The sequence below is a fragment of the Micromonospora sp. AB353 genome (genome assembly GCF_049538395.1).
Lineage (GTDB): Bacteria > Actinomycetota > Actinomycetes > Mycobacteriales > Micromonosporaceae > Micromonospora > Micromonospora aurantiaca.
On the sequence record NZ_JBMVFV010000117.1, the window covers coordinates 1 to 13,933 of the forward strand.

The window sequence follows — 13,933 nt, forward strand, 5'->3', positions numbered from 1 at the left end:
GGCCGTGTTCCCGGCGTCAGGGCGCCCAGCGGCCCCCGCGCATCGTCGACCACGGGTCGACGTCGTCGGCCTTGGCCTGGGCCTCGGCCTGCGCCCAGGTGTAGATGCCCTGCGCCATCAACGCCGGCGTGCCGGCGGCGAGCCGCCCGAACACATCGGCGCGGGTCCGCTGCACGTCACGGTCCTCGGGGGCGCTCAACGCCGCCCACTCGGCGAGGTGACCGGCGAGGTCGAGCCGGCCGCGGTCCGCCGCGTCGAGGGCGCGCTCGGCCAGGCGGGACGCCCCGCCCGCGAGCTGCGCCACCTCGGCGGCCAGGTCGGCGCGCGGCGCCGGTCGCACGGTGGCCGGGTCACCGTCGTACCAGCCGCCGTAGGTACGCCAGACGGTGCGGACGATGAACTGCGGATCGTCGTAGGTGGGGCGCAGCCACGGCTGGGCCAGCAACGCGGACACCTCCGGCGTGACCAGGGGGGCGTGCAGGATCTCGTCGAGCGTGCAGCCCTCGTTCATCATCGCCACCACACCGTCGTGCAGTGTCGACAGCAACGTCGCCGACCCGAGCAGCGTCTCGCGGACGCGATCGGCACCGACCACCGGCAGACCGTGGCCGGGCAGCAGGATCTCGGCGCCGAGGCCGGCCATCCAGCGCAGCGCCCGCGCCCACTCGGCGACGTGGCGGCGTACCTTCTGCGGGTTGCCGGCGTTGGGTGCCACCCAGGCGTAGAAGTCGCCGCAGCACAGGATGCGCCGGTCGGGCAGCCAGGCCATCGTCGCGTCGTCGGTCTCGCCGCGACCGTGCCGCAGCTCCATCGTCAGATCGCCGTGCCGCAGCGTGAGCGTGTCGAGGTAGGTGCGGTCGGGCTCGCGGTAGTCGGTCGGCCACGTGATGCCCGGAGCGCGGAACTGCCGGCGGTTGACTGTCGCGTTGTACCCGGCGGTCAGCCGGTACCGGGCGAAGCGCTCCGGCACGGCGGCGTGCGCCACGACCGAGATGCCGGGGTCGTGGCGCTCGGCGGCCTCCGCCTCGAACGGCGACAGCCCGAGGACGTGGTCGATGTGGCCGTGGGAGTAGACGGCGGCGACGACCGGCGCGGTGCTGCGTGCCCGCACCGCCTCGTGCAGCGCGGCCGCGGTGTTGCGGTCGCCGGTGTCGAAGAGCACCAGGCCGTCGGCCGTCTCGAAGACGTAGACGTTGCCGGTCGCCGCCCACATCCACACACCGTCGTCGATCCGGCGGAGCCCGTCCCGGCGAAGCTCACCCTTGTAGTAGGCGAACAGCGGCTCGTCACCGCGCCAGGCGCGGTCCGCGTACTCCTCGAGTTCCTTGTCCATCGACACTCCCGGTCCGGTCGCAGGGATCGTGCAAACGGGTCGGCCGGACGAACGCAGGCCGAGGGCCGGCCGCGGCGGCAGCGCCGGACACGACCGGACTGCCGCAGCGGCCGGCGGGACGACCGGGACAGCGGCCTCAGCGGTGCTGGCCGGCCGCCTCCGGGGCGTCCTGCGTCCGCCGGAACCGGCCGACCGCGCGGCGCACCGGACCGGTCACCATGCGGGCCAGGCCGCGGGTGACGAACAGCCGGCTGTCCCGCTGGAAGGCATCCTGGTCGTTGTCGTGCGGGAAGGCGACGATGGGCACTCCCACACCGAGGAACTTACACAAGGTGGGCCATCCTTCCGATACTCGATAAACCAGGAGGCGCTCAGCCGGAACGCATTCCTGGACGTCGCGGACGTGCTTTTCGAACACCTCGACGGCGTATTTCTCGTCCTGAATCGGCCCGTCCCCGAAATGGCGGCGGAAAACGCCGTCGAAGATCTCGTTGAACGCACCGAAACGCCGATCGAGGGCCCGCAGCGGCAACTGCATGGCGGGGACGAGGAGACGGCTGAACAGATCCTGCCGGTACGCCATGAAAATGGTGCGCATGCATGAGCGGTGCCATTGCACCGGGTCGCGCACGGTCAGGATGACCTTCGCCTCCGGGTACCGCTCCACCAGTTCGCGCCAGAACGCCGCGGCGGGCCAGTCGACAGTGGACCGGTAGCCGGCGAACACCTGGTCCCAGTCCACGTCCGCCCCGTCCACAGCCGCCTGCCAGTCGGCCAGCCGGGCGGGATCCTTGAGGATCTCCTTCGTGTGGTACGTGGGCCCCATCCCGAGAATGTTGAGAGCTTCCCGCAGCGAGGCGGTGCCGGTACGGCCGAAGCCGACGCCGATGACCTCCATGTCGTGGGTTCCTCCTGCCGATCGCCGGGTCGACCCCCACCGTCAGGTGCGCGCCGTGGCCTTGCGGAACAGTGCCGTCGCCAGTGGCACGAAGACCACCAGCAGGCCGAGCGACCACAGGACCGACGCCAGGGCGTCGCCGCCCGGTGAGACGCCGTTGAAGTAGTCGCGTGCCGCGTTGATGGTCAGCGTGACCGGGCTGTTGTCGCTGAACGGCCGCAGCCAGCCGGGCATCGACTCGGACGGCACGAACGCCGAGCTGACGAAGCCGAGCAGGAACATCCACGGCATCGCGGTGCTCTGCGCACCCTCGGCGCTGGAGGCGGTCACGCCCACGATCGACAGCACCCAGCAGAGCGCGAAGCCGAACAGCAGCAGCACACCGATCCCCGCCAGCACCTGCAGGAACGTGCCGTGCAGCCGGAACCCGAAGGCGTACCCGACGGCGCCGGTGACCACGAGCGCGATCAGGTTGCGGAAGGTCTCGGCCAGGGTGCGGCCGATCAGCACCGCGCTGTCGCTCATCGGCAGCGAGCGGAACCGGTCCATCATGCCGTTGCGGAGGTCCTCCGCGATGCCCACGCACATGCCGGCGATGCCGCCGAAGACGACGATCTGCCCGAAGACGCCGGGCAGCACGAACTGCTTGTAGTCGCCGCCCGGCACCGAGATGGCGCCGCCGAACACATAGGTGAAGAGGATGAAGAACATCATCGGCTGCAGGATCGCCGCCATGAGCTGGTCGGGGCGGCGCTGCATGTGCCGGATGTTGCGGCCGGCCAGCAGCAGCACGTCACCCACGAACCAGCCGGGCCCCCGCCGCTCGGGCGGCGCCTCCCACGTCGGCGTGGGGGTGTCCCGCTGCCGGGTCGTCGATTCGTCGACGGTCACTTGCCCTCTCCCTTCCGAGCGGACGACGTGGCGGCACCGGCCGCGGCGGCGCGGCTGCCGGTCAGGGCCAGGAAGACGTCGTCGAGGGTGGGGCGCCGGACCACATGGGTCGCCACCCGGATGTCGTGGTCGGCCAGCCGGTTCAGCGCGTCGGCGACCCGGACGAGATCGTCGCCCATCCGCGCGGTGATCTGCGCCAGCGGCCGGTCGACGACTGGCTCCTCGGCGCCCGGCGTCCGCAGCAGGGCGACCGCGTCGTCGAGCCGGGCGGGATCCTCCAGGACGAACTCCACACGGTCTCCGCCGACGCGCGACTTCAGCTCCGACGGAGTGCCCTGGGCCACCGCCCGCCCCTTGTCGAGCACGGTGATCGTCTTCGCCAGCCGGTCGGCCTCGTCCAGATACTGCGTCGTCAGCAGGACTGTGGTGCCCTCACGGACCAGCATCTCGATCTCGGTCCACAGCCCGAGCCGTGACTCCAGGTCGAGGCCGGTAGTGGGCTCGTCGAGGAAGAGCACGCGCGGGCGGATGAGGATGCTCGTGGCGAGGTCGAGCCGTCGCCGGGTGCCGCCCGAGTAGGTCTTCACCGGCTTGTCGGCGACCTCGTCCAGACCGAAGCGGGTGAGCACCTCACCGGTGCGCCGGCGGGCCTCGGCCCGGCCGATGCGGTAGAGCCGGGCCACCAGTTCGACGTTCTCCCGGCCGGTGAGGACCGGGTCGACGGCGGCGAACTGGCCGGTGAGCCCGATCATCGAACGGACCCGCCCCGGCTGCTTCGCCGCGTCGACGCCGTAGATCTCGACGGTGCCGGAGTCGGCCCGCAGCAGAGTGGACAGAATCCGCACCGTCGTCGTCTTGCCGGCGCCGTTGGGGCCGAGCAGGCCCACCACAGTGCCGGGCGCGGCGTCCAGCGACAAGGCGCTGACAACCTTACTTTTGCCTAGCTGCTTGCTGATGTCTCGCGCTCTGATCGCGTCCGCCATGGCGACACCCTATCATCCGCTATATTTTCGCGCAGTTATCGAGCTTGCGTTTCGCGTAGTGTCAGTCGAGCTGACGGAGCCGTACCGGCAGCGACGCGAAGTCGCGGAGCGGTATCGTGCGCCGCCGCACCGGCGGGGCGGCCAGAACCAGGCCGGGAGCGGCGGCGCGCAGCCGACGGAGCAACACGGCGATCTCCAGTCTGGCCAGACCCGCGCCGAGGCAGTAGTGGATGCCGGCGCCGAAGCTCAGCGGCAGGGGACCGGTGCGGCCCGGGTCGAACACGTCCGCGTCCGGGAACGCCTCCGGATCCCGGTTCGCGGACCCGATCAGCAGCCGCACCTGGGAGCCCTGTGGAATGACGACCCCACCCAGTTCCACGTCCGCGCCGGTGAAGCGCAGGCCGGGCGCGACCTGCACCGACGACTCGTAGCGCAGCGTCTCCTCGACGAACCTGCGGGTGCCGTCCTCGGTGTCCAGCCAGCGTCCGCGCCCGGGGTCCTCCAGCAGCAGCAACATCGCGTTGTCGATGGCGGTGGCAGTCGTCTCGAAGCCGGCCGACCAGAGGGTGAACAGCAGGGTACGCAGCTCGGCGTCGTCGAGGCTGCCGTCCTCGGCGTCACGCACCTGCACCAGCGCCGAGACCAGGTCGTCCCGCGGATCCCGGCGGCGCTGCGCGATCATGGCGTCGAAGTAGGTGCCCAGCTCGCGGAACGCCTCGTCGGCCCGCCGGACCGCGTCGGGCGTCGCGGCCGGGTCGACGACGTTCATCATCTCGGGCACGTTGCGGGCCAGCGACTCGCGGTCCGGCTCCGGGATGCCAATCAGGTCGGACATCATGTGCATCGGCATCGGCACCGAGACGTCGGTGTGCAGATCGACTGTGGCCCCGTCGACCAGGCGCTCCAGCACGTCCGAGACGAGCCGGTCCGACCACCGTTCCATGGAGGCCTGCATGTCGGCCACCCGGCGACTGGTGAAGCCGTGCCCGATCAGCTTGCGCAGCCGGGTGTGCTTGGGCGGGTTGCTGCCCACCAGCGAGCTGACCAGCACGTCGTACGCCTCGTGCTCGACGGCCTGCGGGAACATCTGCGCCATCGCATCCGGGTGCGCGCCGGGGAAGACCTCGGCGTGCTTGAGCACGTACTGCACGTCGGCGTACCGGCTCACCAGGTACGCGCCGAACCGGCTGCGGTAGACCGGCGCGGTCTCACGCAGCCAGGAGTAGATCGGGTACGGGTCGGCGGCGGCGGCCGGCGACATGAGCTGGATCAGGGCGTCCGGCGCCCCGGTCTCGACCTGGTCGGACAGGGTCATCGCAGCTGCCTTCCTCGGAGGGTGACGACGCGGGTCAGGTCCAGCCGTGCTGGTGCGACGGCGAGGGCCGGGGCGAGGTCAGGTTCTGCGCCCGGACCATCGAGTCGCGGAAGAAGCCGCAGATGATCTCGCGCTCCTCGCGCTGCAGCTCGGCCGGGAGGTTCTCCCAGTTGTCCACGAAGATCTGGAAGAGGCTGCGGCCCACGCCGGCCGGCTCGATGTAGAGCTTGCCGTTGAGCTCGACCGGCCACGAGGCCCGGCGCAGACCGAACTCCAGCCACGGCAAATAGGAGGGGAACTGCTGGTTGGGCTCCACGTGGCGGTGCACCGACATCTCCACCACGCCGCTGGCGTCTCCCATGATCAGCGTGAGCTTGTCGCCGTCGGTGAACGTGCCGAAGCGGCGCTGCAGCCAGTACCGCAGCGACTCCGGCTTGGTCAGCAGCTCCCAGGCGTCGTACGGCGTGGACTCCAGCTCGATCTGCACGTACGGCCCCATCCGCCGCCACGGCCAGCGCCACGTCGTGCCGGTACGCAGGTAGCCGGCGAGCTGGTCGAGGATCCCCGGCCAGCCGTTGCCGTTCCAGCCGCGCCAGTCCGACGGTGAGTTCAGGGCCTCCTCGGTCGCGGTGATCCGGGTGCCGCCGTCGCCGGTGGCGTCCAGTTCCCAGAGGACCCGCGTGGCCGGCCCGACGCCGACCCAGCGCCAGAAGTACTTGAGCTCGGCGTGGCCGTCACGCGGCGGCTCCGCCACGAGCGGCCGGCAGTGGAAGAACTCGCCGTCCTCGAAGTCGAGCAGGACGTCGCTGCCGACGGCGGTCAGTGAGCCCCGGCACCGCGCGAGCCAGGAGCGGATCTCCTCCGGCGTGGTGAGCGCCTGCCAGACCCGCTCGATCGGGTTCGGGATCTCGACGACCGCGACGAGGCGTTCCCAGCGGTCCTGCACGATGGAGCGGGCCTGGATCGCGTTGAGCGGTGGAAAGGTGTCCAGGGCCCGCGACGGTTCGAGTTCGGCGAAGTCCGGCCAGGACGTCTCCGTGGTGTGTGCTCCGTTCAGCTCTGCCGATTCGACGGACACGGTCTGCCTCCCTGGGGTGCGACCTGGGCCGGCTCGAGGACGGCGGACGCTCACCGGGCCGCTGACGGGCACCACTGATCACCGGTCGCCGCCGGTCTGGCGTCGATCGGTGCGCGGGAGTCAGGATCAGGTGCGTCGCGTGCCGCCGTCCGGGGCCGGTACGCGTACGCCGATCGTAGGAAGGCCGGGGGTCTCGCCGCTTCTCGCAACTTGCGCAGCGCGGCGATCCCCCGGGTTCAGCCCTTGAGCACCCGGCCGGCGCCGAGCAGCTCGACGGCCTGGGTGATCCGCCGGGCCCGGGTCTCCGGCCGCTTGGCGCCGGTGATCCAGGTGACGTACTCCTTGGTCCGCGAGTAGGAGAGCGTGGCGAAGAAGGCCTGGGCGCCGGGATGATCGCCGAGCGCGGCGGTCAGGTCGTCGGGCACCTCCACGGTGCGCGCCTCGGTGTCCGGTTCCAGGGTGACGCGCACGTCGTCTCCCGCCTCCACCCCGGCGGCGGTGCGTACGGTCTTGTTGACCACGATGTACCGGTTGCCGTTCGGCCCGGTCATCACCGAACCGGCGTACGGCGTGTCGTTGATCCGGCCGGTCACCGGGATCCGCGCCGCGGTGCCCAACCGGCCGGCGATCGCGGGCGGGACTGTGACATAGGTCCACGCCCCGACCTGCTCGCACACGAGTGTGCCGCCGAACGTCTCGCTCATCTGCGCTCCCTCACCTCTCGTCCGCGGACCGGCGGCGTCACACCGGGGCGGGCCCCACGTCGGCCAGCCGGTCCGTGGAAACCGCCACGTCGGGGGTGATGCCGAGCAGCCGCAGGCAGCGGGTGACCGCCGCCGGCACACCGACCGCCGCGACCTGCCCGCTGACCAGCGCCTCGATCGGGTCGAGCTGCCGCATGCCCAGGCTGAAGAAGCTGCGCGCGTCGGTCCGGACGGTCAGCGACGGCGCGTCGGCCGGACCGGCGACGACCTCGGCGTGACCGGCCCGCACGTCGACGTGGAAGACCTCGTCGTCGACCCGGAACTCGTAGCTCTCGTCGATCTCGCCGGTGCGTCCGTCGTCCACCATGGCCTCGATGGCGAGGACGGCCCAGGACGCGCGTACCGTTGACGCGGTGGGAAGCTCGTGCCCCGCGGCGAAGGCGAGCCCGAAGCGGGACAGCCCGAGGATCGGCTCGTGCAGCGATCGGCCCAGGTCGGTCAGCTGGTAGCCACCGGTGCGCTTGCGGGGTTCGGTGGGCGTCAGCAGGCCGGCGTCGACGAGCGCGGCGAGCCGGGCGGCGAGCAGGTTGGTGCCGATGCCGGGTAGCGCTTCCAGTAACTGATTGTAACGGCGCGGGCCGTGCAGTAGTTCGCGAATGACGAGCAAAGTCCATCGCTCGCCCACCACATCCAAGGCGTAGGCGAGGGCACACTGCTGGTCATACGAGCGTTTCCCGCGGGCCCCGTTCACTTAGTCCACCCTCCGGCTGTCATGCTACTTGAGTATTGCATGACAATGTGGTGGCGGCGAGTGACCGCCTATCCGGGCGGCACCGACAGGCGGGCGAGCTCCCGCGCGCAGTCCGCGGCGGCCGTCCAGGCGGCCGCGAAGCGGCGGCGCAGCGCGTGCGCGCGGTTGTCCGGCAGCCCGAGATGGCGCCAGCCCTGATGGCTGAACTCCAGCCGCTGACGGTCGGCCAGCCGGTGCAGGGCCAGCTCGGCGGTGGTGCCGGCGCCGCGCTCGGTGACCTGCACGGTGAACGTCACCGTCCCCTCCCGCACCGACCAGTCGTCGAGCGGGAAACGACGTGGCCCGTCGGCGTCGACGACGAAGAACCAGGCGGGCCGGAAGCCGTCGCTCGCCACCGGGAGCCACCGGTAGAGCAGCGACGGTTCGAACGCGTCCCAGCCCGGTGGCAGGTCGACCGAGCCGTCGATGTCGGATCGCCAGTCGTAGCGCGTCGAGCGGCCGGTGCGCAGGTACCCGTCGAGTCGTTGCAGGAAGTCGGTCCAGCCGGCGCGCATCTGCTCGATCTCGGCCGGCGGCCGCACCGGGTCGGCGTCCTCGACGGTGAGCCGCGCGCCACCGGAGGTGGGCTCGGCCCGCCAGGTGACGTGCTGCTCGGGCCCGACGCCGAGGAACGACCAGGTGAACTCGATGAGCCGGTCGTCGGTGACGCGCACCGGCGTGACCACGAAGAAGTCACCGTCGCCGAAGTCGATCCGCCACGGCGTCCGGACGTGCCAGTCGCCGCGGGTGGTGCCGAACCAGGCGGCGAGACGGACCGGGTCGGTCAGAGCCGCCCACAGGTCGTCCACGCCGACCGGCACGGTGATCGCCGTCCGGACCGGAGGCGCGCCGAGAAGCCGTCGACCCCGGTCACCACTGTGGTCGTCCATCGTCTCTCCTCCGGGCCAGCGAGCGCGGGCCGGACCACGTCGCGTCCGGCCCGCGTCCATCTCACTGCTACATCGCGTCCTTGGCGAGGTAACCGCCCATGGTGAACCGCAGGCTGGTCACGTACGCCACCGGGTCCTTCTCCGGGTACCGGGTGTCGTGCAGCGGCAGCATCCGGTAGATCTGGCCCTTGCCGGGCGAGCCGGCCGGCGGGATCTGCCGGACGTCGTCGATGGTCAGGATGATCGGTTCCTTGTTCATCAGCTTCAGGCCGAGCTTCGGCATGTCGAAGATGGCACCGACCGCCATCCGGCAGGCCTTCGCCGACGGCCCCTCACCGGCGTACGGGTCGAAGGGGGTACGGATCTGGCCGGTCGACAGGCAGTCGGGGTTCAGCGTGACGGTGATCTCGCCGAGTTCCTCGCAGCTGCCGGTCATCTTCATCTCGATCAGGTTCGTGTAGACCTCGGCGGTCGCCCAGTCCTCGGAGGTCGGCTCCGAGCGCACGACCCGGACGTAGCCCTCGAACGGCACGGTGTACTCGCCGACGCCGGGCACGGCGAACGTGTCGACCGAGGTGATGCCGAGGTTGTCGATGCCGGGGACCGGCGGCGTCCACGGCTTGACCTCCGTGCCGACGTACCGGTTCGGGACGCCGTCGGTGGGAACCGGCCGGCCGTAGATCACGGAGGGCTTGCTGGCGGGGGCTGTCATGGTCTTCTCCTCCTGAGAGTTCGGCGCGGCCTCGGCCGCCCGGACGCATCGCATGGATCGTGGGAACGGATGCGGGGTGCCTCGCCCGTCAGGGCATCAGCGTGGTGTGGTCGCAGCAGGTCAGGCCGGGCTCGTCCGCGACGCCGTCCTGGTCGGAGTCGATCTCACCGTCGACGGTGGAGTACACGTCACGCGAGTTCATGTCGATGCGGCCGTCGCCGTCCCAGTCGTTCAGCTTGCCCTTGAACGTGCCGAGGATGAAGGCGTTGGTCATCGGGCCGACCTCGGGGTCGTGCAGCGTGGACAGCACGCCGTTGCCCGGGGTGAGGACCTGCTCGATCGAGCGGCCCGCGATGCGGGCCAGGTTCACGTAGCCCCAGCCCTGGAAGCGGCCGCGGACGTAGCGGATCGCGGCCTCCTCGCGGATCTGGAACTTCGGCTCCAGGTGCCAGGTGCCGTACCGGGCGAAGCCGATGTTCGCCTTGCGCACGCCCTCGCTCGGGTCGTCGGCGCGACCGGACTTGAAGAACGTCCGCGGCACCAGGGACTCGAAGAAGAAGTTGCCCCGGTCGCGGCGCGTGCGGTCGGTGAAGCCGCGGAACAGGTAGTTGTCGCAGTGCGGTGAGCCGTCGGCGTGCAGGCCGGAGATCGTCTTGGCGATCACCAGCTGGCGCTCGCGGGTCTGCACGTTGGGGCAGGCGTGGGCCTGGCCGTAGATCCGCGCGAGGCCCTGCGGGGCCAGCGAGATCTTGCCCCAGTGCGTGTTCGACTCGTCGAGACGCACGTACAGGTCGCAGTGGATCAGCAGGTAGATGGTCTCGTCGAAGGTGCGGCCCGGCGTGTAGAGGGCGTCCCGGCCGTCGAACGACGGGTCACCGCTCTGCAGCTCGCTGATGAACAGCTTGGACCATTCGGCGATCTCCGGGTCGGCGTCACCGAGGAACTTCTGCAGCGTCGAGATCGCCTGGGCACCGCCCAGCTTCTCGATCGCCCAGAGCGCGTCCCACCGCACCTCCCGGTTGGTGTCGTGCCGGACGACCTGCTCCAGGAGCTCGAAGGCGTCGGCCTGGTCGCGGTCGGCGTACTCGTACATCGCCTGCTCGCGCATGGCCGGGTCGGCGTGGTGCAGGGCGTCGTGACGCAGCTCGTCGTTGGTGCGGTTGTCGAGCCGGATCGCCACCCGGTTGAGGGCGTACCCGAAGTCGCTCGCCCACGCCGCCGGGTCGCCGGCCACCAGCCGGGGATCCACGTTGCTCAGGGTGGTGCGGTACGCGAAGTTGAGCGCGTCGCGCTGTTCGGTGCCGAGGTCCTCGAGCAGCGCGGTTTCCTGCGGCCACGTCCGGACCTCACCGTCGGCGGACACTGGAGACTTGTTGCATAGGTCGATCGCCATCTCGCATTCCCTTCGGTCGGTTCCGTCAGGCTCAACATCGACGACGCTATAGAAAAATAAACCTGGACACTTCTCACGCCTTTCCATCCCTCCCTAAGCTGTCGGTACATGTAGCGATCGGGGGCTCCGATGGTGGCTTACACGCCCACGTCCGTACCGCGCTCGTCCCTCCCGCAGATGTCCGGCCGCGCCGCCGCCTGGGCGGCGATCACGGCCCGGCACCTCGCCGTCGCGGCCGGCCGGCGGCTCACCCGGCGGGCCTCGCCCACGTCCGCCGGGGTGACCGCACTGCTCACCCGGCTGGGCCCGACGTTCGTCAAGGGCGGCCAGATCCTCGGTACGCGTCGCGACCTGCTGCCCGGCCGGTGGTGCGACAAGCTCGCCCGCCTCAACGACCGGGTTCCGGCCATGTCCGCCCGGGAGGCGCGCGCGGTGCTGGACGCGGCCTACCCGGACGGCACGCCGTTCGCGCGGATCGGCAGCGAGCCGGTGGCCAGCGGCAGCATCGCCTCGGTCTACCGGGCCTGGCTGCACGACGGGACGCCGGTGGCCGTCAAGGTGCGGCGCGGCGGCATCGGCCCGCAGATGCGCCGCGACCTCGACCTGCTCAGTGCCGGCGCCGGGCTGCTGGAACGCCTGCCCGGCCTGCGCAAGGTGCCGATGCGCCGCATGCTGGGCCACGTCTCCACCGCCGTGCTGCGGCAGCTCGACTTCGCGCAGGAGGCCACGGCGCTGCTACAGCTGCGGCAGAACCTCGCCGACGTCGCGGCGTTCCGGATCCCGGCACCCCGGCCGGCGCTCTGCCGCGACGGCGTCCTGGTGATGGAGTGGATCCCGGACCTGCGGCAGTTCAAGCCCGGCGACCTCAACCGCGAGCAGCGCCGACAGATCGTCCGGCGGGTGCTGCACGGCGTGTACCGGATGCTGTTCGTCGACGGGCTCGTGCACTGCGACATGCACCCCGGCAACCTCTACCTGCGGGTCGAGGAGGTGGTGCTGCTCGACGCGGGGTTCGTGGTCCGGCTCGAGCCGCACGTACGGCGGCTGTTCGCCGAGTTCTTCCTGTCCATGTCCATGGGTCGCGGCCAGCAGGCCGCCGAGGTCATCCTGCGCAGCGCCGAGCACGTACCGCCGGGGTGCGACGTGCAGGCGTTCCAGGCCGGCGTACGGGATCTCGTGGTGCGCAACCACCGCCGCACCGCCGGGCAGTTCCGGCTCGCGCCGTTCGCCGCGGAGCTGTTCAACCTGCAGCGGCGGTTCGGCATCACGGCGGCGCCGGAGTTCGTCTTCCCGCTGATGTCGCTGCTCGTCCTCGAGGGGATGATCAACGACTTCGACGTGGATGTGGACTTCCAGGCCGAGGCCATTCCCACCCTGCTCGCGGTCCTGCGATGAGGACCACGCTCGACATCCGCACAGACCGGGAACGCGAGGCCGCGCCACCCGGCGACGCGCGGGCGTACCGGTGGACGATCGTCGGCCCCGAGCGGCACCCGCTCGGCCCGGCGCTGCGGGCGGTGAGCCGCGACGACGCGCCGGAGGCGATCGCCGTGCTGCTCGGCCGCACCTTCCACCGGGTCGACAACAGTCGCCTGCTGCGGGCGACCCGGGCGGCCGTGGCACGCGGCAGCCGGCTCGCGGTCGTGCACCTGGGCGCGGGTGGCGGCAGCCTGGCGCGCGCCGCGGCGGTCGAGCATCCCGGCCTGTCCTGCGTGGTGGCGGAGCTGACCGAGGGCCCCACACCGGCCGCGGTGCGCGCCGCCACCGGCCTGGTCACCGCCACCTCCCCGGTCGCCGGCGAGGTGCGGGTGGACCGGGACGGCCGGCTCCGCACCACCGACTGGCAGCCGGTTCACCTGCCCGCGGCGGCCGGCTCCGCCGGTCCCGGCGGAGCGGTGCTGGTCACCGGCGGACTCGGCGGGCTCGGCCTGCGGGTCGCCGCCGTCCTGGCCTGCCGGCACGGCCTGCACCCGATCCTTGCCGACACGGCCACCCCCGGGCGGCTCGGCACCGCGGGCCGCCGGCACCTCGACCGCATGGCGGCGACCACCGGAGTGACGGTGCTCCGGGCGGACGTCACCGACGGCGCCGCCCTGCGCCGGGCACTCGCGGGCACCGGACACCTGCGGCTGACCGGTGTCGTGCACTGCGCCGGGCTGCTGCGCGGCGGCCCGGTCACGGCCGGTACGGCGGCCGGGCTGAGCACCGTCCAGGCGGCGAAGGTGGACGGCCTGCGGCACGCGCTGGACGCGGTGGACCGGCACGCCCTCCGCCGGGTGCTCGTCTTCGGCTCGATCACGGCCGAGCGGCCGCATCGCAGCCTCGGCGCGTACGCGCTGGCGAACGAGCTGCTGCGGCGCTGCGCCGTACGCCTCGCGGCCGACCTGCCGGCGGCGGTGACGCTGGTGGCGGAGTGGTCGATCTGGAGCGGCGCCGGCATGGCGCACGGAACGCCCGGCGCGGTGGCGGCGGCCCGGCGGCTCAACCTTCCGCCGGTGCCGCTCGGGCCGGGAATGGCCACGGTGGACGCGTTGTGGGGTCTGCCCGCCGCGCCCGGCCGGGCTCAGCGGCTGCTCATCTCCGGCTGCTGAGCCGCGGCGGGCGGCGGCTCGACGCTCCGCCGTGGCCGCAGGACGAGCATGGCGACGGCCACGAACACCACGACGGCGTTGACCAGGAGCAGCACGGCACTCAGCGGATCGATCCCGTGCTCGTGCAGCGGGGCGGCCGCCTCGCCGCCCGGATCCGATGCCCGGGCCGGCCGCACGCCGGTGCCGACGCTGAACCACAGCGTGCCGCTCTTCTCACTACCGTCGGCGAGCACCACGTGGTAGGCGACGACGACATCGCCGCGCTCGGCGCTCCGTACCGTCTGCACCAGGGACCGGTCCCCGCTCGGCCGCGGCTCGCCGACGGCCAGCGACCGCCCGGCGGCGTCCCGCACGG

At 71.7% G+C, this 13,933-nt stretch carries 14 protein-coding genes; 2 read left to right on the top strand and 12 right to left on the bottom strand.

Annotation, left to right across the window (positions count from 1 at the left end; genetic code table 11):
- Positions 1-16 precede the first annotated feature (16 nt).
- The 11 genes from ACPCK6_RS27740 to ACPCK6_RS27790 form a co-directional block, all read right to left on the bottom strand.
- Positions 17-1,333 carry an alkyl sulfatase dimerization domain-containing protein gene (locus tag ACPCK6_RS27740; RefSeq protein WP_423482676.1) on the bottom strand — a complete coding sequence of 439 codons (1,317 nt, stop codon included), beginning with the start codon at positions 1,331-1,333 and terminating at the stop codon, positions 17-19.
- 136 nt (positions 1,334-1,469) lie between these two features.
- Positions 1,470-2,231, bottom strand: coding sequence for a sulfotransferase family protein (locus ACPCK6_RS27745; RefSeq protein WP_396881459.1), 762 nt, complete (start codon positions 2,229-2,231; stop codon positions 1,470-1,472).
- 42 nt (positions 2,232-2,273) lie between these two features.
- Entirely contained in the window at positions 2,274-3,122 is an 849-nt protein-coding gene (locus tag ACPCK6_RS27750; protein WP_396881458.1) for an ABC transporter permease, read from the bottom strand.
- The gene (locus ACPCK6_RS27755; protein WP_396881457.1) at positions 3,119-4,105 is read right to left on the bottom strand and encodes an ATP-binding cassette domain-containing protein; all 987 of its coding nucleotides are present in this window, start codon (positions 4,103-4,105) and stop codon (positions 3,119-3,121) included. Before ACPCK6_RS27755 ends, ACPCK6_RS27750 begins: the two co-directional genes overlap by 4 nt.
- A 61-nt stretch (positions 4,106-4,166) precedes the next feature.
- Positions 4,167-5,420, bottom strand: coding sequence for a cytochrome P450 (locus tag ACPCK6_RS27760; RefSeq protein WP_423482677.1), 1,254 nt, complete (start codon positions 5,418-5,420; stop codon positions 4,167-4,169).
- 34 nt (positions 5,421-5,454) lie between these two features.
- Positions 5,455-6,498 (bottom strand): SRPBCC domain-containing protein, encoded by a 1,044-nt coding sequence (locus ACPCK6_RS27765; protein WP_396881454.1) that lies wholly within the window; start codon positions 6,496-6,498, stop codon positions 5,455-5,457.
- A gap of 236 nt (positions 6,499-6,734) precedes the next feature.
- Positions 6,735-7,202 (bottom strand): YdeI/OmpD-associated family protein, encoded by a 468-nt coding sequence (locus ACPCK6_RS27770; RefSeq protein ID WP_396881453.1) that lies wholly within the window; start codon positions 7,200-7,202, stop codon positions 6,735-6,737.
- A gap of 37 nt (positions 7,203-7,239) precedes the next feature.
- Positions 7,240-7,953 carry a winged helix-turn-helix transcriptional regulator gene (locus tag ACPCK6_RS27775; protein ID WP_396881452.1) on the bottom strand — a complete coding sequence of 238 codons (714 nt, stop codon included), beginning with the start codon at positions 7,951-7,953 and terminating at the stop codon, positions 7,240-7,242.
- A 68-nt stretch (positions 7,954-8,021) separates the two neighbouring features.
- Entirely contained in the window at positions 8,022-8,882 is an 861-nt protein-coding gene (locus ACPCK6_RS27780; RefSeq protein ID WP_396881451.1) for an SRPBCC family protein, read from the bottom strand.
- A 67-nt stretch (positions 8,883-8,949) separates the two neighbouring features.
- Complete coding sequence (locus ACPCK6_RS27785; RefSeq protein WP_128137189.1) at positions 8,950-9,594, bottom strand: DUF6073 family protein; 645 nt, start codon at positions 9,592-9,594, stop codon at positions 8,950-8,952.
- An 88-nt stretch (positions 9,595-9,682) separates the two neighbouring features.
- Positions 9,683-10,987 carry a HEAT repeat domain-containing protein gene (locus tag ACPCK6_RS27790; protein ID WP_269696721.1) on the bottom strand — a complete coding sequence of 435 codons (1,305 nt, stop codon included), beginning with the start codon at positions 10,985-10,987 and terminating at the stop codon, positions 9,683-9,685.
- Positions 10,988-11,164: 177 nt separating this feature from the next.
- Between ACPCK6_RS27790 and ACPCK6_RS27795 the strand changes: the two genes are divergently transcribed.
- Complete coding sequence (locus tag ACPCK6_RS27795) at positions 11,165-12,382, top strand: ABC1 kinase family protein (RefSeq protein ID WP_423482678.1); 1,218 nt, start codon at positions 11,165-11,167, stop codon at positions 12,380-12,382.
- Positions 12,379-13,578, top strand: a complete 1,200-nt coding sequence (locus tag ACPCK6_RS27800) for a KR domain-containing protein (protein WP_423482679.1) — start codon at positions 12,379-12,381, stop codon at positions 13,576-13,578. The genes ACPCK6_RS27795 and ACPCK6_RS27800 overlap by 4 nt, the downstream gene beginning before the upstream one ends.
- On the opposite strand, the gene ACPCK6_RS27805 is transcribed toward ACPCK6_RS27800, so the two are convergent.
- The coding region (locus tag ACPCK6_RS27805) for a copper resistance protein CopC (RefSeq protein WP_514132367.1) at positions 13,551-13,933 on the bottom strand (383 nt) is incomplete at its 5' end. The two genes, ACPCK6_RS27800 and ACPCK6_RS27805, sit on opposite strands and share 28 nt — an antisense overlap.